We start from the raw sequence: 26104 nt of genomic DNA on the forward strand, positions 1-26104 counted from the left end.
TTGGCGATTTTACCTATAATAACGACGATTAGAGGATTTATGAACATTTATAAAAATCTAGTTTATCAACACTAGGCAAATATTTGAGAACCAGCAGACTAAGGATATTCTGCTTAAAAATTATTTTTTTTTGTGAAAACTTAATTTTACAGGCAACAAAAAACCTCTGTATTATGTTATTTTTGTACATGCAGATTAGGCAACCCATCAGAAATATTCAAGACTTTTTATTGAGTACCTATTTTGCTGATGGTTTACGCATTACCATTGGCGTGCTTCTCCCCTCTCTTATTCTGGCACAATTTAGCCTGTTAACTTACGGCATGACACTTTCTCTTGGTGCTTTGTGCGTAAGCGTAGTGGATAGTCCGGGGCCAATGGTTCACAGGCGAAACGCCATGTTGGTTACAACTGTATTGATATTTCTTTTTTCCATCATTACTGGCTTAACAAACAAAAGTCATTATTTTATTGGCTTTTTACTGGCGATTTCGAGTTTCATATTCTCCATGTTTTATATCTATGGCGTTCGGGCAGCGTCGGTTGGAACTGCAGTTTTATTAATCATGGTGTTGAGTATTGATGATGTTCGCCCATGGCAGGATGTGATTATTCACGCATTAATGGTTTTGGCCGGCAGTTTATGGTATACGGGCTTAAGTTATTTCGTGTACCGCCTTCGCCCCTTCAGGCTTGTACAGCAATCGTTAAGCGATTCAATTTTAGAAGTAGCGGAGTTTTTAAGAGAGAAGGCTAAATTTTATCACCAGAATAATAATTATGATAAAACTTATGCGGATTTACTGCAGCTCCAGGTCTCTGTTCATGAAAAACAAGACGCAGTAAGGGAATTACTTTTCAGAACAAGGGAAATTGTAAGGGATTCTAGTCCGGAGGGGCGTTTTCTTTTACTGGTTTTTGTAGATATGGTTGATTTATTTGAGCAGGTAATGTCTACCTATTACAATTATCAACAGTTGCACGATCAATTTGACAAGGCAGGAATTCTATCAGATTACGAAATGGCCATTAAACGGATTTCTTACGCCCTGGATGATATTGCTTTCGCCTTAAAAAGTGGTGGCAAGCCCGTAATCTCGAAAAGGTTATTAATAGAAATTGAGCGTTTAAAAATTAAAATCAACAATCTGGAAAAAAATAATGTCAATCAGGAATATAGTACTATTGGCATCATCGCTTTGAAGAACATTGAAGTGAATATTGAGAATATTCTGGCAAGAGTGAAAACAATATTTAGTTATTTTAAAGTTCGTACCAACAAAGATCTTAGAAGAGCGGAAGTTGATACAGAGAAGTTTATTAAGCGCCAGAAATTTGATTTTGATCTTTTTAAAGAAAATTTAACCTACAGTTCTTCTACTTTTAGGCACTCCTTACGGGTTACTGTTGTAATGACGTTAGGATTTATCGTTTCGCAAATACTTGATTTTTCGCATAGCTATTGGATTTTATTAACCATACTGGTGATTTCAAAGCCTGGTTTCAGTTTAACCAAAGAGCGTAACTATCAGCGCTTAATTGGAACTACGGTAGGCGCTTTTATAGGGATGGCTGTGGTAAGTTATATTCATGATAAAAACGCCTTATTTACTATTTTGCTCATCTGCATGATTGGCAGTTATAGTTTCCAACGTAAAAATTACGTAGTAAGCGTGCTCTTTATGACCCCTTATATTCTTATCCTTTTCGATTTTCTGGGTATGGGTTCTATTGCATTGGCTCGAGAAAGGATTTATGATACTTTCATTGGATCAGGCATTGCATTATTAGCCAGTTATTCTCTATTTCCCACATGGGAACATGAAAAATTAAAAGAAGCCATGACTGATATTATAAAAGCTAACAAAGCCTACTATGAGCAAGTGGTAAAATTGTATTTCGAAAAAGTATATAACAGAACGGATTATAAATTGGCCAGAAAGGAAGTGTATGTAGCCACAGCTAATCTAGCTTCCTTATTTCAAAGAATGTTTTCTGAGCCAAAGAGCAAGCAGCTTTACATAAAAGAAGTGCATCAATTTACTGCATTAAGTCATTTATTGTCTTCGTATGTAGCTACGCTTTCTTTGTATAATAAAGAGCATGAATTTATATTTGAGAATTTTGATGCATTAAAACCAATGGCACAAAACACTAATTATTTGCTCGATACTTCGATCAATAATTTAGTTGAGGGAAAGGATGCTATAGGAAACGTTCCGTTAATTAGGTTGGCTGATACCGGCGTAACGATTAACGAAGGTAAAGATCTAGTTCCCGAACAATTTGATTTGATACAAAAAGTGGCTTATGATATTTATAAACTAACTTTAAAAGTCAAAATCTAATTCTTTTTCATAAGCTCGATGATATTACAAGTATTTAAAGGCAATGTATATTGAAGTCCGTTGTCGAGTTTAAAAATGATTTGCGTTTCACAGGATAACTTCATAGCCGCCAGATCATCTCCATTAAAAATAATTGGGAAAAATTTCTGTTCTGGATTATCCGTTTTGACAGTTTCTTCTCTTTCTTTAAATTTTAATTTAAACTCAACCTCTTTCGATTTAATGTAGATTTTATCGACTTTTTTATAGTTAACATTGACAGAAAAATTAATCATTAATTGATTATCCTGTGCAGCATCTGTGTTTTTGAATAATTCATAAGCGTAATAACTATTCTCGTTGCGAAAATATTGATAATCTATTGTGCGCTTGGTTTGTTGGCTATAAGCCCATCCGCCTAGCAGAATAAAAACAACTATTAGAAAGAATTTTTTCATCATTTAAAATTTTGGACAAGGAACCTTGAAGCCTTTGAAATTGTTATGGCGGTAAATGAGCGACAATTCATAAGTGCGTGGCGTTGCACTCATCAATTTGTTTCCGTAAACGGTGTAATTTAAGCCAGCGCTCACATCGCCCATTGTAACGCCCAAGTAAGGATAAAATGAGGCCTCGTTAAACTTGAACCACATTCCGAAATTTAATTTCAATCGAGTTTCATCATTGGGTTTTAATCCCACGACAGTACCCAAGATAGTGTCTTTATTATTTCGCTGAACATTATAAACGCCAGTTACATTTAAATCGAGATAATTACTAAGCAAATAAAGCATCCCAAAATTTACCGTTTGCCTGGAAGGAACATATTCGTTTGTATTATTCAAGAGTGTTTCCTGAGGTTTTGTTAAATGATAATGCGCATATCCCAAAACGAAACTAACATGATCAAAAGTGGCTGAGAAATTACCGCCGATATTGACGTCGAAGTAAGAGGTTTTATCGTTCTTTAAATCTAGGTAATTCGGTAGCGAATTGTCGAAGCCCCCATCAGTATATTGCGATGCAAAAGTTAGTTTGTTATAGTCTAAAAATCTAGAAACATAAGACACTTGTGGCGCCAAACCGAACTTAAACCGGTGATCTACATCAAGATATTGATAATAAGACATGCTTGCACTGATATACTGCGACTTTAGCGCCTTGTTAAACGATTCATCAAACAACCCGCTTAAACCTAAACTGAATACGCTGTTAGTGAAATTTTCGTCTTCCACAAGCTTAACATCGCCAGAAACACTATAAGTATTGTAAGGATCGCCTAAATTTCCCCATTGCTGGCGTGTGTTTACTGCGAGGCGATACTCTCCATCAAAAAAACCTGTAAAAGCTGGGTTCAAAGATAGAGGAGCCGCAAAGTATTGTGAAAACTTTGGATCCTGTGCAGAACAACATAATGTAACCAAGCACAAAAATGAAAGGAGAAGCGATTTGTACATTATAATATCAATATGGTTTTACCTGTAGTTTGAAATTTTCCGCCAAAGGTGTCAATCCCTTCTGCAAACCATGAAAATGTTTCTAATGGTTGCATTTTGCTTTTGAATTGACCATCCCAACCATTTGCGGCTAAATCAGTCTGAAAAACGAGAATTCCCCATTTATTGAAGACCTTGAAACTTGTGAACTTTTGAATACTTACCAGAAATGGATACAATCGGTTATTTGTATCCTTATTTGGTGTAAACGCTGTAGGAACAACAATTTTCGGCTGAGGTAAAATGTTAAGTTCTATCGATGCCGAAACCGAACATCCCTTGTCATTTTGAAGGGAAATATAATAAATGCCAGCTTTATTAATTCTCGTAGGATCAACAATTGGCCGACTTAACGATGCATCATGAAAATACCCAGCCTTCAGATAATCTTTGCTCCCCTTTATATTTTCTGCAGATGTAAGATCAATAAAATCGTTATCAAAAATAGGTCTTGGTTTATTAAGAACAATGGTTGGCAATGGATTAACGGTTACTTTTAGCCTACTATAAACGAAGCAACCAGATGGGTTTGTAGCCTTAACAAAGTAAATCCCCGATTTAGATACCGTTTTTGGATTCACCAGTTTCTCAGTCATCCCCTCGTTTGTATAGAATGAATAACTTAATTGCTCAGAACTTCCTTCGAAAAGATTGGGGTTAGTTAAATCGATTTTTTCGGGATAACACACTTCAGATGGATCTTTAACGACCAAAACAGGTAGATCATTAATTACCACGTTAACTTTACCGTTTACCGAACAACCTTGTGCATTAGTAGCAGTGACGTAGTAAGTTCCGGTTTTAGTTACGTTTTCTGGATTAGCAAGGGGGATTGTTAGGGCTGCATCTTCGAAAAATTTGTATTGGAAGGAATCATCGCTACCGGCAAAAATACTTGGAGATGAAATGTTAACCTTATCTGGAAAACATACTGCAGTGGGATTACTAATCTTTAATAAAGGTTTTGAACTGATTTCAACTTCAATCGGGAGAATTTTATTGCAACCTAAATTATTGGAAAAATTAACATAATAAATACCAGAGACGTTTACGGCATTAGGATTTGGCAAAACTTTAGTTGCTTTCTCATCTTTAAAATAAGTTCTGGAAATACCATCTAGGTTTGAATACAGGAGATTGTTTGTAATATCAACGGTTTCGTTATAACAAACTGCCGGAGGATTTTTAACAGTGATATTAGCAATATCGAATACAGCAACATCAATCGTCGCAAAGCTTTCACAGCCTTTATAATTAGTGGCCTTAATGAAATATTTACTGTTTTGTGTTATCTTAACTAAGCCAGTAACCTGTTGCGTTAAATCCCTATCCTGATAAACCAGATAAGTAAAGCCCTCATTTTTATTCAGAATATAATTAGCGCTGGTCAAATCAATTTCAGTGTTTTCGCATACTGTGTATTTTTCTTGGACCAGAACCTGGTAATCGACACTATGCACTACAGCTTCTACGGAGCTAGGACATCCAAATCCATCATATGGCATTAAATCCAGAATAATTTTTGATCCTTCAGCCGGTGTGGGTTTTAACGTAATTGATTGGCCTGAACCATATTTCACAGATCTATCTGCATTATACCAATTGTAATTTTTGAAGCCGCTAGGTCCAGATATATTTAGCTCGTCGGCACTTTTACAATAGGTATTGCCTACAATTAAATCGCCACGAAGATTATTTACATCTACATAAGCGTAGCCGAAATGACCACCTAGCGCACAATCTGCACTAATAGATTCCATCAATAATTTTTTGCCCTGATAGCCAGATAAGTTAATGGCAACTGGTGTCCATTCTTTATAAATTACTGAGTTGTTGACTTTCGATCTTGTAAAGCCAGGCAATGATGATGTTGCTACATACTCAAAGGATGCACATGGGATATAAGCGTTTTTTTCAAAGTCTTTAACTCTGGCTATAAATCTAGGCTGCTCCTCCAAAGGGTGATTTGGATCTTCCAAAACGACGGCATACTGATAGTGTAAATTCTGGTCTATCTGCAGGCGCGTTTAATAAATAAGATATGCCATCTGCTTGGGCTCCTGTACCATTGTTTTCCAACTTTACGGTAAAGTTGCCGCCATTTTTTGGGATCAGCGAAAAGCCTCCATAAAAGTCTTTCTCCGTTTTAGCAGAGATTAGCGTATGTCTGCCAGAAGCCGGACTGTTAACTTCATTGGTATAAATTACATTCTTGTTTTTGTCGATACTTGCAAGCCCGGTAAAAAGCTTCCAATTCGAAAAATTTCCATTTTCGAAACCGATATTCTCCGGACAGGTTTGAGCACTTAATTTTGATGGAATAGCAACTACTGCTATCAGCAACATCAACAACAATTTATTAATCAACGGGACGATAATTAAAAAGTGATATTGTAAAAATATTATTTTAGTATCTGCTTAACATTTCAGCACCCCTTACAATGCCTTTTATTACACGAAATTTGACGCTCACTATTTGGAATAGATTTTTATCTCCATCGGTATTGATAAAAGACCAGATATAACTCATTGATAAATAGAATCTTAAACCCATATAACGATTTTTGTACCAGTTGCGGGTACCTTACTCACCTCTATTAAAACCTTGGTTTTTTTGTGCTTTTTTACACAAAATATTTTTGCCCATCTATTTTTAGCTTAAAAAAGGTTTTAATTACGTTTAACTGCGATAATTTTAAGCGTGTCGTGGTTGCAAACAATGCCGGATAGTGTTTGTTTATCTAGTTAAATAAATTATTATGGAAAAGCTATATACAGCTGAAGTTACAGCTACTGGAGGAAGAGATGGACACATTAAATCGAGCGATGGAATTTTAGATTTCGAACTTAGAAAGCCAAAAGAACTTGGTGGGCAAGGCGGAGCTACTAATCCCGAAGAATTATTTGCTGCGGCTTGGGGACCTTGTTATCTAGGTGCTTTAGGTTCGGTTGCAGAACGTGAAGGCGTTGATGTGAGTGAAGCAAATGTTAAAGTGTTGGTTTCTTTCAATAAGGATGGAAATTCATTTGTATTATCTGCGGATTTAGATGTACACATTCCTGGAATATCTCATGAAGAAGCGCAGGCTATTGCTGATAAAGCACACAGAGCTTGCCCTTATTCGAAAGCTGTTAAAGGCAATATAGAGGTTAGAGTAACGGCAGTTTAAGCAACTGCAATTTTGATTATAAGTCGGCGGATTAAATTCTTCCGACTTTTTTATTTAATAGTGTTAGAGTAATAATAACTTGCTGGCTAAACCGAGAATGAGGAGAAAACCAAAAACATCGGTAAAGGTGGTTATAATGATGGATGACGCAATAGCTGGATCAATCCCAACACGTTTTAATATCAACGGAATCCCCGCTCCTGTTACCCCGGCTATTAAAAGATTTCCTGTCATGGCTAAAAATATGACCAAACCTAACATAGGGTTTCCATCAAAGAAAAAAGCAAAAATAAATACGATTATTCCGTTTACAGCTCCATTAATTAAACCTACAGTAAATTCTTTTAAAACCGTTCTGTAAGCCTGCTTATCCGTTAAATCGTAAAGTGAGATACGCCTAACGGTTACCGCAAGCGCCTGTGTTGCTGCGTTCCCGCCCATCCCGGCAATAATAGTCATGTAAGCGGCCAGCGATGGAATCAATTTAATGGTTGGGTCGAAATACCGTACAACAGAAGAAGCTAGAAATGCCGTGCCGAGGTTAATGATTAACCAAGGCAAACGTGATTTTACTGCCTCTACCCAATTACCGCTTAGTTCTTCATCTTCGGATACCCCGGAAATTTTCAAGATATCTTCAGTGCTCTCTGCTTCCATCACGTCGATCACGTCATCGAATGTAACCCTGCCTAATAATTTTTGGTTGTCATCAATTACCGGAATACTGGTTAAGTTATACTGCGAAATTAGATATGCTACCTCCTCCTGGTCAGTATCCGGATGAACATAAACGGCATCCATTTTAACCAGCTCGGTAATTTGAGCGTTATGTTTCGCTTTAATGATATCTTTTAATGATACAATTCCTTTGAATATTTTTTCGTCGTCTACTACATAAATGGTGTAAAACTCTTCCATTTCTTCACTCTGGCGAATGATTTCCTCAATGGCATCTTTTTTAGTGAGATTAATATTAACACAGATAATTTCTGTGTTCATTAAACCACCTGCAGTTTTTTCGTCGTAGGTTAAAAGATTCCTAATCTCTGTTGCATGTTCATCCTGCAAATCTTCCAGAATTTCTGCCTGCTCGTGATCTTCGAGTTGAGAAATAATATCGGTTGCATCATCATAGTCTAGTTCTTCTACAATTTCTGTACGCTTATCAGGATGAAGTTCAAATAGCAAGTCTTCTGGATGTGATTCTTCATCCATTTCAGAAATAATTTCTGATGCAATTTCTGCAGGAAGGATATTGATGATATGTCTTTGTTCAGATTTGTCTAATCTTTCGAATAAAATAGCAATTTCCGAAGCATGGTATTCCTCTAAAACCTCTTTTAAGGTTTCATCACCAGCTAAAATGGCATTTTTTACCTTTAGTACATCGCTTTTATCTATCTCGAATGACTGCATCGCTCCTTTGACCTAACCAATATGTGTTTAAAGCTACTAAGGTATAAAAAGCAAATAGAATTTACTTACTTAAACCAGCCCTTGCGCCAAAAATAAATCACTTGTACCACAGCAATTATACCCATCACAATCCAGGTATAGATGTAACCATGCGGGCTGTAAAGTTCAGGCATATTGTCTGGCATTACTTTGCCAGTTACGGGATCTTCCCGGCTAAAATTCATTCCATAAATACCTGCAATGAATGTTAAAGGAATGAATATAGAAGAAATGATGGTCAGCACTTTCATAATCTCGTTCATCCTGTTGCTGATGATTGAAAGGTTCATATCAATATTTGCTGATGCAATTTCCTTTAACGACTCAATAAAATCAATGATTTGGATGCAATGATCGTAGGCGTCTTTCATATATGTTTTGGTCAGATCAGAAATCAGCGGGCTGTCTGTTCTAATAATGTCGTTCAGCTTATCTCGTTCTGGCCAGGCAATTTTCCTAATGGTGATTAATGATCGTTTAATGGCTTGGGTATCGTACATGATTCTCTTATCAGGCCGATCATAAAGTCTATCTTCAATAGCGTCAAGCTCTTCTCCCCAAAAGTTCAACAGTGAAAAATAATTGTCGACAATTACATCCATTATTGCATACATCAAATAACTGCTTCCACCGATGCGAATATTTCCCTTGCCAATCTCCAATCGTTTTCTAACTGGCTCAAAGCAATCAGAATAGGTTTCCTGAAAGGTAATTAAGGTTCTTTCTGATAAGATAAAAGAGATTTGATCATTACATAAAACGCCGTCCTCACCTAAATAAAGATGTCTGCTTACAGAAAAAATATAATTATCGTTGTCATATTCATCCAGTTTTGGCCTTTGATAAGAACTTGTAATGTCTTCCAAAACTAACCTGCTAATGTCGAATTTCGAATAAAGCGTTTCGAACATAGTTGGATCTGCCAAACCTTTTATATCGAACCAATAATTATAGCTCTTATCCTGAATCAGCTTTTCGATATTATTGATGTTTTTCAGTTCCTCTTTTTTATGAGATTTATCATTATAAGTATGAAGAACGATCACGGGCTTCAAAGCCTCATCATCGATTGCATAAAGCCCTGGGCTTGTTCCTGGCGCTGGAACTTTATAATGCTTGTGGCGACTGCGAGGTTTGTTTTTTCCCATTTTATAAATACAACTTGGCTTGTGGACCTTGGTTGAACAACAAATCAACTATACTTAAGTTGTTTAAAAATTGATACCTGTCTTCAAAAACCTGATAATATGGCTTACTGTTTACAATATCGCCATTTTTTTTAGGATTCATCATCCCTCTAAAGTCTAACTCTGGAGCAATTTGATCTTCATAAGAAGTTGTTGTGACTAAGGCAATTTTTAGCTTGAGTTTTTGCAATAGCCATTCCATCAACTCCATATTATAATCAAAAAGGAATTCAAACCTATTTTGGTAAAATCTCGATAGTTCATCCTCATAATATTCAAAATAAGCCGAGCTGCGGTAGCAGGTTTCTAAACTCAACCAATGTAAACGTTGCCAATTAAAATCATAGCTGATGCGAACATCTTTCATTTTTTTATGCGTTTTTGATCCTTTTACCAGAGGAACTGTTAGATCTAATTTACCATTTGGAGAATAGATACTTGCTCGATTGCGATAGGTTTGCTTTGCTAAATGTTCATGTTTTTCTATTAAAAAATCATTACCAAATTGCTGTATCAAGCTAAAATAACCTACAGGAGGAAGATAAAATAATGGTAGTATAGCTGTATTCTGCATTTGAAAATTTATGTTTGTAGCTGAAACCAATAAAAATAATGATTAAAAGAGTAATGGCGCACATTGGCGTATTTTTTTTATACCTCGTGTCGCTACTACCACTGCCTGTCTTATTTTTTTTTGCAAGATTACTATATTATCTTCTTTATTATGTAATCGGTTATCGAAAAAAAGTTGTTCGCCAGAATTTAGTGAACTCTTTTCCTGAAAAATCAAGTGATGAAATTATTGCTATAGAGAAAAAGTTTTTTCTTTTCTTATCACAACTCATTTTTGAGATCATAAAAATGACCACCATTTCGGAACAAGAAACTTTAAAAAGGGTGAAATTTTCTGGCTTGGAACAATTGGAGAAACATTTTAATGCTGGCGAAAGTGTTTTGGCCTGTACCGGGCATTATGGCAATTGGGAATTAGGAACCTTGGCATTAGGTCTAAATATATCGGCTAAAACGATGGTTATCTATAAACCGTTAGGCAATAAAATTGTTGAGACCTGGTTTAATGGTTTCAGAACAAAATATGGGAATATTTTTATCGCTATGCGCCAAACTTTAAGAGGCTTGGCTGCTTATAAAAACGAACCTACATTATTTTGTTTTGCAACTGATCAAGCTCCTACCCGTCAGGAAACCAAATATTTTGTTGATTTTTTAAATCAGCCTACAGCAGCATTATTGGGATTAGAAAAAATCGCCAAATCAACCAACAGACCAATTTATTATTTTAAAGTTACGGTAGTGAAGAAAGGTTATTACCATGTTGAGGTTTTGCCTATGTGTTTAAATCCGTCATTAATGGATGAATACGAAATTACTAACTTGCACTTTAAATTTTTAGAAGATATTATAAAAGAACAGCCTCAGTATTGGTTATGGAGCCATAAACGCTGGAAATTTAAACCCGAATAACAACATGAATCCTTCAGTAGCCGTTGTCATATTAAACTGGAATGGAAAGGCTTTTCTACAACAATTTTTACCAGGAATATTACTTACCCAATACGATAACCTGCAAATTTTTGTAGGTGATAATGCATCTACAGATGATTCTGTGGCATTTTTAGAAATTAACTTCCCTACAGTTAAAATCATTAAAAACGATTTAAATTATGGTTTTGCTGGTGGTTACAATAAGGTTTTGGAGCGGGTTGAAGCGGAGTATTTTGTGCTCTTAAATTCGGATGTTGAAGTGACATCCAACTGGATTAAGCCCGTTATCGATTTAATGGAAAGCGATGATTCTATCGCGGCAGCTCAGCCAAAAATCAAATCACAGTTAAAGAAAAGCGACTTTGAATATGCAGGTGCTGCCGGTGGTTATCTGGATATTTATGCCTATCCATTTTGCCGTGGTCGTTTGTTTAATGTTTACGAGTCGGATGAGGGCCAATACAACGATCAAAAAGAAATATTTTGGGCAAGTGGTGCAGCGTTTTTTATTAAAAGCAGATGCTGGATAGAAACAGGAGGCCTGGATGCCGACTTGTTTGCCCACATGGAAGAAATAGATTTGTGCTGGCGATTGAAAAATTTAAATTACAAAATTATGTACTGTCCAACCTCGGAAGTTTTTCATGTTGGTGGCGGTACATTACAAACTGAAAACCCTTTTAAAACTTATCTAAATTTCAGGAACAACCTGATTATTATGCAGAAAAATTTGCCTGCAGGTGATGCCTTTTTTAGAATAGGCATTAGAATGTGGATAGATTTTGTGGCCTGGTGGCACTTCCTATTATCGGGGAAACCTAAATTTACATTGGCTGTAACAAAAGGACATTGGCATTTCATAAAATCGATTGCTAAAACAAATAAAAAACGAACTTCTGTACAGAAGCCTTATGCTGCACACGCTGGTGTATATAACAATAGCGTAGTTTGGGCATTCTTCATCAAGAAAATAAAATATTTTAGTAAACTTTAATTTGCCACCAACGCTTCGTCTATAGATTTCTTAATCCATAAAACTGTATTTGCTGCTAAACCGTTAGTGCTAAATTTAATTTTTCCAGTCTTATCAATTACAACATGCGTTGGATATGAATTAACAGTCTGTTGATTACTTATAGCTCTGCCATTGTCTATAATTGAATATTTATAGGGATTATTTTTCAAAAATTCTTGCAGTTTATTTTTATCATCTAATGCCACTGCCAGAAATACAATATTATTGTCTGTTTTATAAGAATCTACCATTTCATTTAAAAAGGGTATTTCTATCTTACAGGGTGGACAATTTATAAACCAAAAATTTAAAACTATAATTTTATTTTTCATTTCTGATAAGTCGTAATGGTTTCCGTTCAAATCGGTTACCTTAAATCCCTTAAAAAGTTTTCCAGCAGGGAAACTCAAACTTTCGTTTGGTTTAGGCATGCTGAAAAGCATTGCTTTTGTTTGATCTTCAGTTAATTTATACAATAAAAATTCAGGCTTCCCATTACTATCTGTCGTATTCGTTGATTTTACTGAGTATCTACCCGAGAACCACATCAGTTTCCAATCATCAAAACTATATAATTTGCCATCCTCCCCTTTCACAATTGATTTTTCATCAGGTTGCAAATTTGATACGGACTTGTTTTGGGCATATCCAAAATTTATAAATAATAAAAACAAAAGTGACAGGATTGACTTTTTCATTTTGAGATGTATTATCTTGTTATTAAACTTTCAATAGCTAAACGATAACCTTTCATTCCAAACCCGGTTAACACACCCTGGCAATTTTTTCCGGTTAAAGATACATGTCTATATTCTTCACGGGCATAAATGTTCGATACGTGTACCTCAACAACTGGGGTTTTAATTGCAGCAATGGCATCAGCAATGGCTACAGAAGTATGTGTATAACCGCCTGCATTTAGCACCACCCCATCATAACTAAAGCCAACTTCATGTAATTTATTAATTAATTCGCCTTCTACATTGCTTTGAAAATACGCTATTTCTATGTTGGGATATAATAATTTAAGCTCCTTCACATAATCTTCAATGCTGATATTGCCATAAATAGAAGGTTCACGAACGCCAAGTAAATTTAAATTTGGGCCGTTAATTATTTGAATTTTCATGATCAATTAATGGTTTTATGTTGTAACGTTGCAATGTTATAAAAAATCTTAAATAAAAGCATGCTTTGGCAATCATATATTAAAGGATTTAGAGCTTACTTGAAATTAGAGAGATCGCTTTCTGACCATTCTGTGCATGCATATCTGAATGATATCGCTAAGTTGAGCCAGTATTTCGAAGCTATGGAAGAGGAGCCCAAATTAACGGATATAAAGGCCTCTGATATCAAATCATTTATCAGCTGGTTAAATAACCTGGGTATGCTAGCCAGTACGCAAGCCCGGGTAATTTCAGGTATGAAAGCATTTTTTACCTATTTAATGTTGGAAGAGGTCATTCAGATCGATCCGATGGCATTGATCGAAGCGCCAAAACTTAGTCGAAAGTTGCCTGATATGCTGAATATTCACGAAATCAATGGTCTTATTGAGGCTATTGATGCTTCGAAACCAGAAGGAATGCGCAACAAAGCTATTATAGAAGTGCTTTATGGTTGCGGATTGAGGGTATCTGAATTAACGGATTTGAAAATTTCGAACTTATATCCACAGATTGAATTTATAAAAGTTATTGGCAAAGGGAACAAAGAGCGATTGGTTCCTATTGGTGGAGTTGCTTTAAAACTACTGGATATCTACTTAAATCAAGTTCGCAATCACATGACGATAAAAAAGGGAAATGAAGATTTTATTTTCCTTAATCGCTTTGGCGCAAAACTTTCCCGTATTTCTGTTTTTAATCTCGTTAAAAGCCTTGCTGTAGCTACTGGCCTCAAGAAAACAATTAGTCCGCACACTTTGCGCCATTCTTTTGCAACACATTTAATAGAAGGTGGCGCCGATTTACGAGCAGTACAAGAAATGCTGGGACACTCAAGCATTACAACAACTGAAATTTACACCCATATCGACAGGGATTACTTGCGGGAAGTAATTACACAGTTTCATCCGAGATCGTAGTTGCCTGATCAAAGCTCGCTTTAATCATTCGGTTTTTGAACTGCATATCTTTTCTCAAATCGATACTTGTAAATCCTTTAGCTGAAAGCATTTCTATAGTTTCAGATGATAAAAATTCATTAATTTCGAGGTACAAATTACCAGTTGGTTTTAAGTTGGTTTTGGCAAAATCTGCAATGGCATTATAAAAAATCAATGGATTATTATCATCAACAAACAAGGCCAGTTGTGGCTCATAATCTAAAACATTAGCATGCATGCCTGCTTTTTCTAAGTCTCTGATGTAAGGTGGGTTACTCACAATTACATCATATTTTTCTTCACTTGAATATTTCAGGATATCCGCATGAATGAATGATAGTGGTGTATTCAGCTGAACCGCATTTTTTTGCGCTACTTCGAGTGCATCAGTAGAAACATCTAAGGATGAAACTGATGCTTCCGACAGGTGCTTTTTTAGGGTAATTGGAATGCAACCCGAGCCCGTACCAATATCGAAAATTTTAATCGAGTCAGTTGGCTTAAGCTTAAGGTCTGAAATAATCCAATCTACCAACTCTTCTGTTTCGGGCCTTGGAATGAGTACATTTTCATTCACGATAAAGACTAAACCATAAAAATGGGCTTCGCCCAATATATATTGAATGGGCTTTCCAATGATCAAATCGTTTAAGATACTTAGCATTTTTTGGAGATGAACGAAGTCCATTACACTATCGCCCATCATGCGCAATTTACCCGGTGAAAATTTCAAAACATGTTCTGCAGCCAGACTAAACATCGCTCTGGCTTCATCACCATCATATTGTTGACTTAATTCTTCTTTGAAATGCTCTTCTAACTCTCCTAATTTCATCGTTGTAAAATTAATATTTTTGAAACCATATCGATGATGTTTGTAAGGCTAATGGCTCATTTTTTAGTATTTTTGCGCAAATGACCGACGAATTTTACATGAAACGCTGCTTAGAGCTGGCGGCCTTAGCAATTGGAAATGTAAGTCCTAACCCCATGGTTGGCTGCGTAATTGTTCATAATGGGAAACTTATCGGTGAAGGTTATCATCAAGAATTTGGTAAGGCCCATGCAGAACCGAATGCTATAAAATCGGTTTTCGATCAGTACGGCGATGACAGTGATGAATTATTAAAGCAAGCCATTGCTTATGTAAACTTAGAACCCTGTGCGCATTTTGGTAAAACCCCTCCCTGTGCCGATTTATTTGTAAAGCATCAGTTGAAAAAAGTTGTAATTGGCAATCGTGATCCGTTTTCGGGGGTAGATGGCAAAGGGATTGAGAAGTTAAGAAATGCGGGTATAGAAGTAGTAAGTGGTGTTTTAGAGGAAGAGTGCAAATATTTTAACCGCAGATTTTTCACAAGAATTCTGCAGCAGCGACCGTATATCACCCTTAAATGGGCAGAAACCGCAAACGGGTATTTTGCAACCAATGATGGGCACCAGAAATGGATTAGTGGCGCTTTAGCCAAAAGAATGGCCCATCAATGGCGGACAGAGGAGGATGCCATTTTAATTGGCAAGCAAACGGCCATCATCGATAATCCTCAACTCACAGCACGAGAGTGGCCAGGAAAAAATCCCACGCGCCTTGTAATTGATAAGAATCTCGACGTTCCACAAAACAACTACATTTTTAATGATGAAGCTAAGACCATCATCTTCAATGAAATTAAAACAGATGTGGTTGGAAATGTTCACTACATTCAAATGGAAGATATGCACTTCTATCTGGCTCAAAAAATAGCCTTTCAACTTTATTTGATGGATATGCAATCGGTAATTGTTGAAGGTGGGGCGAATATTTTAAAGCAATTCCTGGAGGCTAATATCTGGGATGAAGCCAGAATTTTTAGTTCTCAGGGCAGTTGGAACAACGGCATTCCCTCGCCAGTGATCAACGGTCGTTTACAAGAGCAAATCCGGGTTGGTTCTGATCAACTATCCATCTATATTAATCAGCACAACTAAATGATTTACATACTATTAAGCATTTGCTGCAGCGTTACAGTTGCCGTATTGCTAAAATTGGCAAAACGCTATCAAATCAATATCATTCAGGCAGTTACAGTAAATTATTTTGCTGCTTTAATCTTATGTTATATTTTCTTTAAGCCAGATGTTGCTGTTGTAAATTCCAGTGCTCCCTGGTCAATTTACTTATCGCTAGCAGTATTATTGCCTTCGGTATTTTTGCTTTTGGCTGCATCAATAAGAAACCTCGGTATCGTAAAAACCGATATCGCCCAGCGATTATCTCTTTTTATCCCCATCTTGGCTGCTTATTTTATATTCCGTGAAGATTTTAATCAACTAAAAATAATTGGTTTATTAGTCGGGTTTCCCGCTATCGTTTTAACTTTCCTTCGAAAAACTGATCAGAAGGAAAACCAGGGAAATTGGATTTATCCATTAATGGTTTTTATAGGTTTTGGTGTTATAGATGTACTCTTCAAACAAATTGCCTTATATAAATTACTTCCATACACAACCTCGCTCTTCGTTATTTTTTGCCTAGCGTTTATCGTTTCGCTCATCATTGTAATCGTATTAGTGATCAGTAGAAAAATCAAAACTCAGCTGGTTAATTTGGCTTGCGGCTTGGTTTTAGGATTATTTAATTTTGGTAACATTTTGTTTTATATGAAAGCCCATAAAGCCTTGTCCAGCAATCCATCAACAGTTTTTGCAGCAATGAATATGGGGGTAATCGTAGTAGGAAGTTTAATTGGAATAATCATATTCAAGGAGAAATTAACAAAAATAAATTACCTCGGAATCGTGTTAGCCCTTGCTGCTGTCATCTTTATTACCTTGTCGCAAAATGCTGTTCGATGATTCTTATAAAACGATAGAAAATCCTTCAGAAGGAATTTTTCGTGATAAAGGCAGTAAATTCATCGCTTACTCCTATCCTATCCGCAATGAAGATGAGGTAAAGCCTATTATTGCAAATCTTCGTAATGAACATTCCAAGGCTAGACATTGGTGTTATGCCTATCGTTTAACTCCCGATCGTTCTGTTTTTCGTATTAACGATGATGGCGAACCCTCAGGCACTGCTGGCAGACCGATTTTGAATTGCTTACTATCTGCCGATCTTACAAACGTAGTGATCGTGGTAGTCCGTTATTTTGGTGGTACATTACTAGGTGTTCCTGGTTTAATAAATGCTTATAAAAATGCCAGTTTAGAGGCGATTACCTCTGCAAAAATTGTTACTAGAACAATAAATGATTTGTACGAAGCATATTTTGATTATCTCCAGATGAATGATGTGATGAAACTGGTTAAAGAGGAAAACCTGATTATTCTACAACAACACTTCGATGCCAATTGCATTTTAAAACTTGAGGTGAGAAAGGCACAATTGAATCAAGTTTTAAGTAAGTTTGATAAGATAAGTAACGTAAAACTGAAATATCTCCAAACCACTTAAGTGCCTAAACAAAATTTACTTTAAGCTATGCAATTATGAAAATATCCGAAAGCGACTTAATTATCAATCCAGACGGGAGCATTTATCATTTGAATTTATTGCCAGAAGACGTTGCAGAAACAGTAATTACTGTTGGCGATCCGGATCGGGTGGCTGAAGTAAGTAAGTATTTTGATGAAGTAGAATTAAAAAAGGGGAAAAGAGAATTCATCACGCATACCGGTTATGTAGGTAAAAAGAGGGTAACGGTGCTTTCTACCGGTATTGGTACGGATAACATAGATATCGTTTTTAACGAATTAGATGCTTTGGTCAATATAGATTTTGAAACCAGATTGGTTAAAAAAGATCTTAAGTCACTGAATATTATTCGTGTAGGTACTTCTGGTGCCGTTCAGGCCGATATCCCGATGGGTACCATATTGGCTTCGAATTATGGTTTGGGAATGGATGCCCTAATGAACTATTATATTCAGGAAGTTGCTAATGATGATAGAACTTTAATGGCTGATATAAATAGATATTTTGAGCATTTGAAAAACGTCAATCCTTATTTGACTGCTGCTAATGATACTTTACTAAATACAATTGGAAAAGATTTACCACGAGGAATCACCATTACTGCTCCTGGATTTTATGCGCCACAGGGACGGGTAGTGAGAGCGGAGAATGCTGTCCCTAACTTCATAAGTTTAATAAATAATTTCAAGAGCAATCAATATCGCATTACCAATTTGGAAATGGAAACAGCGGGTATTTATGCATTGGCTAAAATACTAGGACATAAAGCCTTGTCGATCAATGCAATTTTGGCAAGCCGCGTAAACTTTGAATTTAGTAAAGAACCTAATAAAATTGTAGAGCAGGCTATTAAACTGGTGCTAGAAAGAATTTAGTCACGCTAGCTTATTCTGTTTTATAGCATTATTTATTTTCCTCGAAATAGCAACTCACCATTTTTATTTCCAGCCTTCAAATAGTTGGAATTTTCTCCTGTACCAATTCATTGCCCTCACTATCTAGATAAGTACAAGTCATTGCTCCCAAATCAATCACCCATTTTTCTACGCCAGCATCTGCAGCTTGCTTACAGAAGGTCAAATAATCGGTTTCTCCCTTTTGATGTATTTTTAAAGCATGCGCCAATTTATCTGCAGATGACTCATCGTTAATGATAAGCGCTGGATATTCCGGCGGACTTGCCTGCTGTGCATTGTCTTTATCATCAAAATAAATGGAAAGTCCGTTAGCGACATAAACATCATTTCTGACTACCCCCATTTCTTTAATTTCTTTAATAAACTGAGGGAAATCAGCACCGGTTTTTATTTTTGCTTCTGCGGTTTTAATATCTTGAAGGCTAAACATATTTATTTGGCTAGTGATAATTTATAAATTGTAGTTTGTGTGTATAAATCCTCAGGCTGTAATATTGTACTTGGAAATTCAGGAATATTGATTCCATTTGGATGGTGCTGGGTTTCAATGCAAAAAGCGCTGTAAGCTTGATAGTCTTTTCCGCCTTTGCCATTTTTTACATCAACGTATTTTGCGGTGTATAAATGTGCAACAGGCTCGGTGGTGTAAACACTTAAAGTTAAACCACTCTCTGACTCGCTCGTTTCACTTGCCAGAGATAAATCACCATAAATTTTATCAAGAACAAAGCTTTGATCATAACCTTCTTCAGGGTCCCAATCTTTTCCAATTTCCTTTAAGTGTGTAAAATCGAGCGGTGTTCCAGCTACCGGAATTAATTTTCCAGTTACTGAATAATTATCATCTTGCTCTAAATAATTCGACCCAAAAATTTGAAGTTGATGATTAGCAACATTTCCACCATCAGGAGATAGGTTAAAATAGCCATGGTGGGTTAAATTAATGGGAGTAGCTTTATCTGTTTCAGCTTCGTAGCTTAAAATAAGTTCATTATTCTCAGTCAATTCAAAAGTTAGAGAGATCACTAAATTGCCTGGAAAATTTTCCTCGCCATCTTCACTTTCATATTCTAACGTAACCAAGTTTTGATTTTCCTCAACTTCAACAATATCCCAAACTTTTCTATCGAAACCTACTGTGCCGCCATGCAACGTTGCTGCACCAGCATTTTGAACCAATTGGAAAAGCTCATCGCCAATGCTGAAACGACCATCTCTGATGCGATTTGCATAACGACCAATTACCGCTCCGAAGTAAGGATAGTTCTTCAAATATTCACGATCAAGATATTGCTCAAAAGTATCAAAGCCTAATACAATATCCTGCATCTCACCTTTGGCATTTTGAACTATAAATTTATTAATGATAGCACCGTAATTAAAAATCTTAACGTAAGTGCCTTTGCTATTGGTTAGTTCGAGTGCGAAAACTTCTTCGCCATCAATAAATTTTCCTGTTGATGTTTGCTGAACGCTCATAAATTGTAACTTAGGATTTTTGTTTCGTAACAAACATAGCATTATTAATGCTTTTATAAATATTTTTAACCAAATGAAAATCGAACTTGAGCAAAATTTTTTAGCAAATTATAATCGTAATTCTGATGCAGTTTACTTCACTCCTGGAAGGATCAACCTGATTGGCGAGCATATAGATTATAATGGTGGACTAGTAATGCCTTGCGCCATCACATTAGGAACCTGGGTTGCTATTGCCTCAAATAACGATGGCAAATTCAGGTTTAAAAGTTTAAATTTTGAAGCTCAGGTTGACGTAGAGAGCAATAAGATCCATGATAAAAACGGTAGTTTGTGGGCCAATTATCCTATCGGAATAATCAATGAGTTTTTAAAGGACGGAAAAGAAATCAATGGATTTGATTTTCTGTTTTTCGGTAACATTCCAATCGGATCCGGCCTATCTTCTTCAGCATCAATTGAAATCGCTACGGCATTTGCATTGAACGATTACTTGAATTTGGGCTATGATAAACTGGAGCTAATCAAAATTGCCAAAAAGGTTGAAAATGATTTTATCGGTTTGAACTCAGGTATTATGGATCAGTTTGCAGTAGCAATTGGTGAAAAGGACAAAGCCATTGTACTTGATTGCGAAACGCTGAGATACAAAATGGTTGATGTTAACTTAGGTAAATATTCTTTAGCTATTATCAATACTAATAAGCCCCGAGAATTGGCTGATTCTAAATATAATGAACGTGTTGCAGAATGCCAGGAAGCTTTAAGATTGTTGAATGAGGAAATTACGCTTCACAATTTGTGTGAACTAAACGCAGAGAAGTTTGCGCTACATAGTCATTTGATTCATGATGAGACAATTCTGAACAGAGCTACACATGTGGTAAAGGAAAACGACCGCGTTCATCTTGCGGCTAAAGCACTTAATAACGGCAACTTAGAAGAATTCGGCCGTTTGATGTATGCATCGCATAAATCATTGAAGGAGCTTTACGAGGTTAGCGGAGATGAGTTGGATGCAGTTGTTGATTTTTGTTTGACTTACGATCATGTAATTGGTGCCCGAATGACTGGCGCTGGATTTGGCGGTTGTGCTATCGCTTTGCTTGAAAAAGGTTATGAGGAAGATTTTGCCAAACACTTAACAGCGTATTATGTGGGGAAAATCGGCTATCCTGCAGCGATTTACATTAGTGAGATTGGAGATGGCCCCAAGAGGCTCTGAAATATTTAAGATAGCCAATAATAATAATCTTCCAGATAAACTGCAAATTTGCGGTTAATACAATGAAAAAATTAAAATTAGACGAACTCAATCGTCCAGATATAGCAGCGTTTAAAGCGCAAGAGAAACTTCCAGTCGTGGTGGTTTTAGATAATGTTCGCAGCATGCATAATGTCGGTTCTGTTTTTCGTACAGCAGATGGTTTTGCACTGGAAAAGGTTGTTTTGTGTGGAATTACCGCACGACCTCCACATCGTGAAATCGAAAAAACTGCTTTAGGGGCAACACAATCTGTAGAATGGATTTATTATCCTGACACTTTATCTGCAATCAATGCCTTACGTATTGAAGACTATGAAATTGTTGCCATTGAGCAGGCAGAAAATAGTACTATGCTAAATAGTTTTCGGCCAGATCCCAACAAAAAATATGCGTTAATTTTTGGCAATGAAGTTGATGGCGTGAGTGATGAAGTGATGGCAACCATTGATGAATGTATCGAAATTCCTCAGTTTGGAACCAAACACTCTTTTAATATTGTAATATCTGCAGGTATTGTATTCTGGGATTTCTTTGCGAAGTTAAGACTATAATTATTGGTAAAACTAGCGCATCGCAAAGTTAATTTTTAATCAAAATCTAATCTATGTATACAATTACAGACAGTTTTTAACCCGCTAAGGGCTCTTAGGTAACATTTTTGTGAATTATTTTATCAATTATAATCATCTGATTTAATGATGGTTGAATGGATTTTCTCTTTTTTGGCAAGGTTTTTTCTTAGAGGCAACCAAACAGTATTATAAAAAAACTGTTAAGAGACTATTATTTATAAATTAATAAAAATGAATTCGAGAATTACAAAATCAACAATGTTGGTTGCCTTATTAGGACTATCATCACAATTATTTGCACAAGAAACGCCAACTACAACAAGTAGATTTGGTAAACAATCATTAAGAACCTGGAGCGTTGGTGCTCATGGTGGTATCTTAAGCCAAAACACTTTCTTAGGTGGCGGAAGCGTAGATGCAAGAGAATTTAAAAGTATTGGTTATGGTGCATTTGTTAAGAAACAAATTTTACCAGCTTTAGGCTTGCAAGCAGATTTCTTGCGTGGCGAGGTTAAAACAGCTAACGCTTTCGGAAACTTAGAGCAAAAAAATAGCATTAACTGGTCTGGATCATTAACAGCAGTTTTAAACATTGCAAACTTTAGTTTAAATACTGAAAATGCAGTGTTAATTCCATACGTAAAAGCTGGTGCTGGTTACATGTCATCTGATTCACAAATTGGAACTACAGAAGTATTTGCTGATAGAGAAGGTTGGTTTATCCCGACTGGAGTTGGATTTAAAATTGGTGTTTCTAAAGGTATTAACATCGATTTAGGTTATGATATCAATTTTATCAAATCTTCACCAACAGTTAAAGCTGCTTATAATGAAAGCAGATTCTCTTACGCTCACGCAGGTTTAGAGTTTGCTTTAGGAAACAAAGAAAATTCTCAATTGCAGAACTATAGCGCTGTTGCCGATTTACGTAAGCAAAGTGCAGAAGAAAGTGCTGAATTAAGAAGAGCATTATCTACAGCAGAACAAAATGCAGCCAGAGACAGAGAGCAATATGCTAAAGATTTAGCTGATGATGATAATGATGGTGTAGCTAACAAATTTGATAAATGCCCAGGAACTCCAACAGGTACTGTAGTTGATGGTTCAGGTTGCCCAATCAAAGTTCAACGCGAAATTATCAGAGAAACTAAAGTAATAACTGAAGAAGATCGTAAAGTTGTTAAAGATGCGATTTCAAACTTAGAGTTTGATTTAGGTAAGTCTACTATCCGTTCTAAATCTTATGCTTCATTAAACAGAGTTGCTGGTTTATTAGTAGAGAAAAACTTTAGCTTAAAATTAGCTGGTCACACAGATAACACTGGTGGTAGAGAGTTAAACTTACGTTTATCTAAAGAAAGAGCAGAATCAGTTAAAGCTTATTTAGTATCTCAAGGTGCTAACGCATCAAGAATTGAAGCTACTGGTTACGGACCTGATCAACCAATTTCAACAAACAAAACTGCAGCGGGTCGTCAAGAAAACCGTCGTGTAGAATTTACATTATACTAGTCAATAGTAAAATGATACGAAAAAGCCCCGATGAAAATCGGGGCTTTTTGCGTTTAAAATTTTTCGTTAATGAGAGGCACGAAGCAATCTATGCTATCACACAGGCAACTGATCTCTGGCAATGACGATTTACAATTAAGATAAACCTTTTTTATTCTTATAAGTCATTTTGGCTTTCGTACCCGCACTGTAGTTGTAATTCTTTAAATTACTTGCTTTTTTCTCATGGAATGCGGCACCACGTTCGGTAACATCCTCTTCTTCCTCTTTTTTCTTTTTCTTTGGTTTTGCGGCGGCATCCATTATTTTTAGATCTTCAGGGAGCTCCATAACATCCATCCGCTGCCCAATGGCTTGTTCGATCTTCTTAACCTCAACAAGTTCTATATCAGTAGAAAATGTAATCGCAACTACTTCCTCTTCTCCTGTTTTAACAATACGTTGAATTAACGTTTCCTTTTGCTCAGGCAATTCTAAATGAAGGATAAATGGAATTCCCTGAATATCTAGCTCCCCTAGGTTCTCATTAGCTACAATAAGAACTCTCGCATCAGGATTTTCCTTAAAGTCTTCAATGTCATCGTAACCCTTATCATCGAAAAACAAAGAACGGTAAATACTAATTTCGCCTTCTTTTGGATTATTGAAGTTTTTATAAACCGTTTGTGCTGTTAATCTGGTATTTACAAACACAACTACTTTATCAAAAAACTCAGCATCATTTAGTAAAAGTGTTAACAAATTCAATTTCGTACGGAAGTTCGGAACCTGATATAACATCTGCGGATAAACTTCTGCTTGCTGCTCACCAATTTCATCAACCTCTATGGTTGTTGCAGAATCTTTCATAAAGGGAGAAATCATGTGATTCAATTTCTCGTGGAATACTTCTGTAAAAACAACATGTTGAGACTTATAAGCACTGTTTGCTAATTCAACTACAGGAAGCTGTAAGCCTTTTTTAACAATCAGTTCCGCATTATCTACGATAAATAATTGAATTTTATTGGTGTTTAGGGCAAGTTTCAAATACAAGGCACGAGCCCTATCGGGCACAGCAACAATAATATCGCAGCCATCGGTAATCTCATTCATTTGTGTTTCAACAGCCCCACGACTGTCGATTCCGAGAATTCTGAACGTATTATTCCGGTTTAATAACTTGAATTGTTCTAATACATGATCAACATGTTCAGCATCTGGAACCAAAATTAAAGCTCTTGGCGCTTCTTCGAAAGCATATTTCAACTTCATTAAGGTAGCTAAAACATAAGTTGTTGTTTTTCCTGCTCCTTCTGGTGCTATCGCAATAACATCTTGTCCACCTAAAATTCTGCTCATGGTTCTGATTTGAATCTCTTTTGGAGTTAAAAATCCTGCATCAGTCATGGCTGCAACAAGTGGCTTACTAAGCTTTAATTTCTCTAATGACACGCTTATCGTTTTAATATTTGAAAATGCAAATATCCTTAAAATAATTAGCTTTTGAGAATTGAATTCAGGCTTTAGTAATGAATGTATTATATGTAAAGCTAAGTCCGCCCTGTAAGCTATGGCTTTAAGATTAAAAATGGAATCTTTTCTTTCAGTTTGTATATCCTAAAACGGAATAAATCATAGGAGAAATAAAATAAATGATTCTATATCAAATAGTTATAATTTTATCGAATAAAATAACTACTAAATCTATAGATATTATATACTTATTTATATATTTGTTGAACGTTGAATCGATAACTAAAATATGTTAAACTACTAAAGGCAAAGAATATGTCAATATATTTTCAATATCCCGCAATCAGCGACTATCCAAGTTTTAGCTATTATAGCGAAATCACGGCAGTCGATGCTAAGCAAATAAAGGATGAAGATAAAATTAATCGTGAAGAGATTATTGTAATGAAAGATTTTTTATCCTTAAAACCAGTTTAACGAAATTGGCCAGTTGACCGATGGGAAGGTTGAGGTTTTATAAACTTTGAAATGTTGGTTCGAATCCAACACTAGGCCGCTAAGTGTATCTCATAGCACTTAAACCTGATTCTGCTCAATCAGGCAAGATTTGGTTATCTTATATTTGTTTTGTTGTTAGCAAAGGCTATCCGCGATGGATAGCCTAACTTTTTAGTAGCTAGACTAATAGGCTAGCACCGATAAATGATTAACTACGTTACTGTGCTTTATGCATTGTAAGTCAGCTTTACAAAAGAATGCCCAATTTGCCCTTCCATTGGTGGATTAAGTTTTTTGATACTTACATTTATAGTTTCAACAAAAGGGTAAAGCTTGATTACTTTTAATATGATGTTGTTTAAAACTGTCTCTAAGAGCTTTTGAGTATTCTTCATCTCATCCAATATAATGGTATTCAAATCTTCGTAATTAACTGTGTTGGCAAGCTCATCATCAATAACCAATGGAGTAAATTCAGTTTCAAGATCAAGAATAAAATGATTTCCAATTACTTGTTCTTCCGGATACCAGCCATGCAATGCAAAACAACTAACTTCCTTTAATGCTACGGTTTGTTTGAAATGACTCATATAGGTGTGTTTCTGTATGTAGCAAAATTAATTTTTTATTCAGGAATATAATGCCCCTTGCGGTAAATTGTTACCTTTGAAATGAACGGAT

At 36.0% G+C, this 26104-nt stretch carries 27 protein-coding genes and 1 tRNA gene; 14 read left to right on the forward strand and 14 right to left on the reverse strand.

What is annotated here, in order from left to right; translation table 11 throughout:
- Positions 1 to 173 precede the first annotated feature (173 nt).
- Entirely contained in the window at positions 174 to 2348 is a 2175-nt protein-coding gene (locus AC3ITD_RS07435) for an FUSC family protein (RefSeq protein WP_489365404.1), read from the forward strand.
- Here the strand turns inward: AC3ITD_RS07435 and AC3ITD_RS07440 are convergent.
- Genes AC3ITD_RS07440 through AC3ITD_RS07455 form a run of 4 tightly spaced genes read right to left on the reverse strand, consistent with a single transcriptional unit; the run spans position 2345 to position 6169 of the window.
- Positions 2345 to 2788, reverse strand: coding sequence for a hypothetical protein (locus tag AC3ITD_RS07440; protein ID WP_265798841.1), 444 nt, complete (start codon positions 2786 to 2788; stop codon positions 2345 to 2347). The genes AC3ITD_RS07435 and AC3ITD_RS07440 overlap by 4 nt on opposite strands.
- Entirely contained in the window at positions 2789 to 3784 is a 996-nt protein-coding gene (locus AC3ITD_RS07445; protein ID WP_489365406.1) for a PorP/SprF family type IX secretion system membrane protein, read from the reverse strand.
- Positions 3784 to 5802 (reverse strand): T9SS type B sorting domain-containing protein, encoded by a 2019-nt coding sequence (locus AC3ITD_RS07450; protein ID WP_489365408.1) that lies wholly within the window; start codon positions 5800 to 5802, stop codon positions 3784 to 3786. Before AC3ITD_RS07450 ends, AC3ITD_RS07445 begins: the two co-directional genes overlap by 1 nt.
- On the reverse strand, positions 5765 to 6169 hold the full coding sequence (locus AC3ITD_RS07455) for a hypothetical protein (protein ID WP_489365410.1): 405 nt from the start codon (positions 6167 to 6169) through the stop codon (positions 5765 to 5767). Before AC3ITD_RS07455 ends, AC3ITD_RS07450 begins: the two co-directional genes overlap by 38 nt.
- 413 nt (positions 6170 to 6582) lie before the next feature.
- Here AC3ITD_RS07455 and AC3ITD_RS07460 point away from each other — a divergent pair, with 413 nt between their 5' ends.
- Positions 6583 to 6993, forward strand: a complete 411-nt coding sequence (locus AC3ITD_RS07460; protein WP_265798837.1) for an organic hydroperoxide resistance protein — start codon at positions 6583 to 6585, stop codon at positions 6991 to 6993.
- 63 nt (positions 6994 to 7056) lie between these two features.
- Here AC3ITD_RS07460 and mgtE read toward each other — a convergent pair whose 3' ends face one another.
- The 3 genes from mgtE to AC3ITD_RS07475 form a co-directional block, all read right to left on the reverse strand.
- A complete protein-coding gene (mgtE, locus tag AC3ITD_RS07465) occupies positions 7057 to 8409 on the reverse strand; it encodes a magnesium transporter (protein ID WP_265798836.1) in 1353 nt (450 codons plus the stop codon).
- A gap of 65 nt (positions 8410 to 8474) precedes the next feature.
- Positions 8475 to 9596: a magnesium/cobalt transporter CorA gene (gene corA, locus AC3ITD_RS07470; RefSeq protein WP_265798835.1), complete on the reverse strand. Its 1122-nt coding sequence runs from the start codon at positions 9594 to 9596 to the stop codon at positions 8475 to 8477.
- A 1-nt stretch (position 9597) separates the two neighbouring features.
- Positions 9598 to 10209, reverse strand: a complete 612-nt coding sequence (locus AC3ITD_RS07475) for a WbqC family protein (RefSeq protein ID WP_265798834.1) — start codon at positions 10207 to 10209, stop codon at positions 9598 to 9600.
- 38 nt (positions 10210 to 10247) lie between these two features.
- Here AC3ITD_RS07475 and AC3ITD_RS07480 point away from each other — a divergent pair, with 38 nt between their 5' ends.
- Both AC3ITD_RS07480 and AC3ITD_RS07485 read left to right on the forward strand, forming a co-directional pair.
- Positions 10248 to 11120 (forward strand): lysophospholipid acyltransferase family protein, encoded by an 873-nt coding sequence (locus AC3ITD_RS07480; protein WP_489365413.1) that lies wholly within the window; start codon positions 10248 to 10250, stop codon positions 11118 to 11120.
- Between the two features lie 4 nt (positions 11121 to 11124).
- A complete protein-coding gene (locus AC3ITD_RS07485) occupies positions 11125 to 12135 on the forward strand; it encodes a glycosyltransferase family 2 protein (protein WP_265798832.1) in 1011 nt (336 codons plus the stop codon).
- Here AC3ITD_RS07485 and AC3ITD_RS07490 read toward each other — a convergent pair.
- On the reverse strand, positions 12132 to 12854 hold the full coding sequence (locus AC3ITD_RS07490) for a TlpA family protein disulfide reductase (RefSeq protein WP_265798831.1): 723 nt from the start codon (positions 12852 to 12854) through the stop codon (positions 12132 to 12134). The genes AC3ITD_RS07485 and AC3ITD_RS07490 overlap by 4 nt on opposite strands.
- Positions 12855 to 12865: 11 nt before the next feature.
- Complete coding sequence (gene aroQ, locus AC3ITD_RS07495) at positions 12866 to 13285, reverse strand: type II 3-dehydroquinate dehydratase (RefSeq protein WP_489365416.1); 420 nt, start codon at positions 13283 to 13285, stop codon at positions 12866 to 12868.
- A gap of 60 nt (positions 13286 to 13345) precedes the next feature.
- Between aroQ and xerD the strand changes: the two genes are divergently transcribed.
- Positions 13346 to 14245, forward strand: coding sequence for a site-specific tyrosine recombinase XerD (xerD, locus tag AC3ITD_RS07500; protein WP_265798829.1), 900 nt, complete (start codon positions 13346 to 13348; stop codon positions 14243 to 14245).
- Here xerD and prmC read toward each other — a convergent pair.
- Positions 14220 to 15101 (reverse strand): peptide chain release factor N(5)-glutamine methyltransferase, encoded by an 882-nt coding sequence (gene prmC / locus AC3ITD_RS07505; RefSeq protein ID WP_489365418.1) that lies wholly within the window; start codon positions 15099 to 15101, stop codon positions 14220 to 14222. The genes xerD and prmC overlap by 26 nt on opposite strands.
- 80 nt (positions 15102 to 15181) lie before the next feature.
- Between prmC and ribD the strand changes: the two genes are divergently transcribed.
- From ribD to AC3ITD_RS07525, 4 genes are read left to right on the forward strand one after another with little or no spacing between them, the layout of a single operon-like run.
- Complete coding sequence (ribD, locus tag AC3ITD_RS07510; RefSeq protein WP_265798827.1) at positions 15182 to 16234, forward strand: bifunctional diaminohydroxyphosphoribosylaminopyrimidine deaminase/5-amino-6-(5-phosphoribosylamino)uracil reductase RibD; 1053 nt, start codon at positions 15182 to 15184, stop codon at positions 16232 to 16234.
- A complete protein-coding gene (locus AC3ITD_RS07515; RefSeq protein ID WP_489365420.1) occupies positions 16235 to 17101 on the forward strand; it encodes an EamA family transporter in 867 nt (288 codons plus the stop codon).
- The gene (locus tag AC3ITD_RS07520; protein WP_265798825.1) at positions 17088 to 17702 is read left to right on the forward strand and encodes an IMPACT family protein; all 615 of its coding nucleotides are present in this window, start codon (positions 17088 to 17090) and stop codon (positions 17700 to 17702) included. Before AC3ITD_RS07515 ends, AC3ITD_RS07520 begins: the two co-directional genes overlap by 14 nt.
- 35 nt (positions 17703 to 17737) lie before the next feature.
- Positions 17738 to 18598, forward strand: coding sequence for a nucleoside phosphorylase (locus tag AC3ITD_RS07525; protein ID WP_265798824.1), 861 nt, complete (start codon positions 17738 to 17740; stop codon positions 18596 to 18598).
- 76 nt (positions 18599 to 18674) lie between these two features.
- Here the strand turns inward: AC3ITD_RS07525 and AC3ITD_RS07530 are convergent, their stop codons facing one another.
- Both AC3ITD_RS07530 and AC3ITD_RS07535 read right to left on the reverse strand, forming a co-directional pair.
- A complete protein-coding gene (locus tag AC3ITD_RS07530; RefSeq protein ID WP_265798823.1) occupies positions 18675 to 19070 on the reverse strand; it encodes a DUF1398 domain-containing protein in 396 nt (131 codons plus the stop codon).
- 2 nt (positions 19071 to 19072) lie between these two features.
- Positions 19073 to 20119 (reverse strand): aldose epimerase family protein, encoded by a 1047-nt coding sequence (locus AC3ITD_RS07535; RefSeq protein WP_265798822.1) that lies wholly within the window; start codon positions 20117 to 20119, stop codon positions 19073 to 19075.
- Positions 20120 to 20192: 73 nt separating this feature from the next.
- Here AC3ITD_RS07535 and AC3ITD_RS07540 point away from each other — a divergent pair, with 73 nt between their 5' ends.
- The 3 genes from AC3ITD_RS07540 to AC3ITD_RS07550 all read left to right on the forward strand — a co-directional run bounded on the left by AC3ITD_RS07540 (position 20193) and on the right by AC3ITD_RS07550 (position 23470).
- The gene (locus tag AC3ITD_RS07540; protein ID WP_489365423.1) at positions 20193 to 21344 is read left to right on the forward strand and encodes a galactokinase; all 1152 of its coding nucleotides are present in this window, start codon (positions 20193 to 20195) and stop codon (positions 21342 to 21344) included.
- 62 nt (positions 21345 to 21406) lie between these two features.
- On the forward strand, positions 21407 to 21937 hold the full coding sequence (locus AC3ITD_RS07545) for an RNA methyltransferase (protein WP_489365425.1): 531 nt from the start codon (positions 21407 to 21409) through the stop codon (positions 21935 to 21937).
- Positions 21938 to 22189: 252 nt separating this feature from the next.
- Positions 22190 to 23470, forward strand: coding sequence for an OmpA family protein (locus tag AC3ITD_RS07550; protein WP_265798819.1), 1281 nt, complete (start codon positions 22190 to 22192; stop codon positions 23468 to 23470).
- A 135-nt stretch (positions 23471 to 23605) separates the two neighbouring features.
- Here the strand turns inward: AC3ITD_RS07550 and AC3ITD_RS07555 are convergent, their stop codons facing one another.
- Positions 23606 to 24904, reverse strand: coding sequence for a DEAD/DEAH box helicase (locus AC3ITD_RS07555; protein WP_489365427.1), 1299 nt, complete (start codon positions 24902 to 24904; stop codon positions 23606 to 23608).
- Positions 24905 to 25240: 336 nt separating this feature from the next.
- On the opposite strand from AC3ITD_RS07555, the gene AC3ITD_RS07560 reads away from it, so the two are divergent.
- Together AC3ITD_RS07560 and AC3ITD_RS07565 are read left to right on the forward strand one after the other, a co-directional pair.
- Complete coding sequence (locus tag AC3ITD_RS07560) at positions 25241 to 25402, forward strand: hypothetical protein (protein WP_265798817.1); 162 nt, start codon at positions 25241 to 25243, stop codon at positions 25400 to 25402.
- 7 nt (positions 25403 to 25409) lie between these two features.
- Positions 25410 to 25481, forward strand: a tRNA-Ile gene (locus AC3ITD_RS07565).
- Positions 25482 to 25650: 169 nt separating this feature from the next.
- Here AC3ITD_RS07565 and AC3ITD_RS07570 read toward each other — a convergent pair.
- Positions 25651 to 26013 carry a dihydroneopterin aldolase gene (locus AC3ITD_RS07570; protein WP_265798816.1) on the reverse strand — a complete coding sequence of 121 codons (363 nt, stop codon included), beginning with the start codon at positions 26011 to 26013 and terminating at the stop codon, positions 25651 to 25653.
- Positions 26014 to 26104: the final 91 nt, after the last annotated feature.

It is taken from the genome of Pedobacter sp. KH_004 (assembly GCF_057840755.1).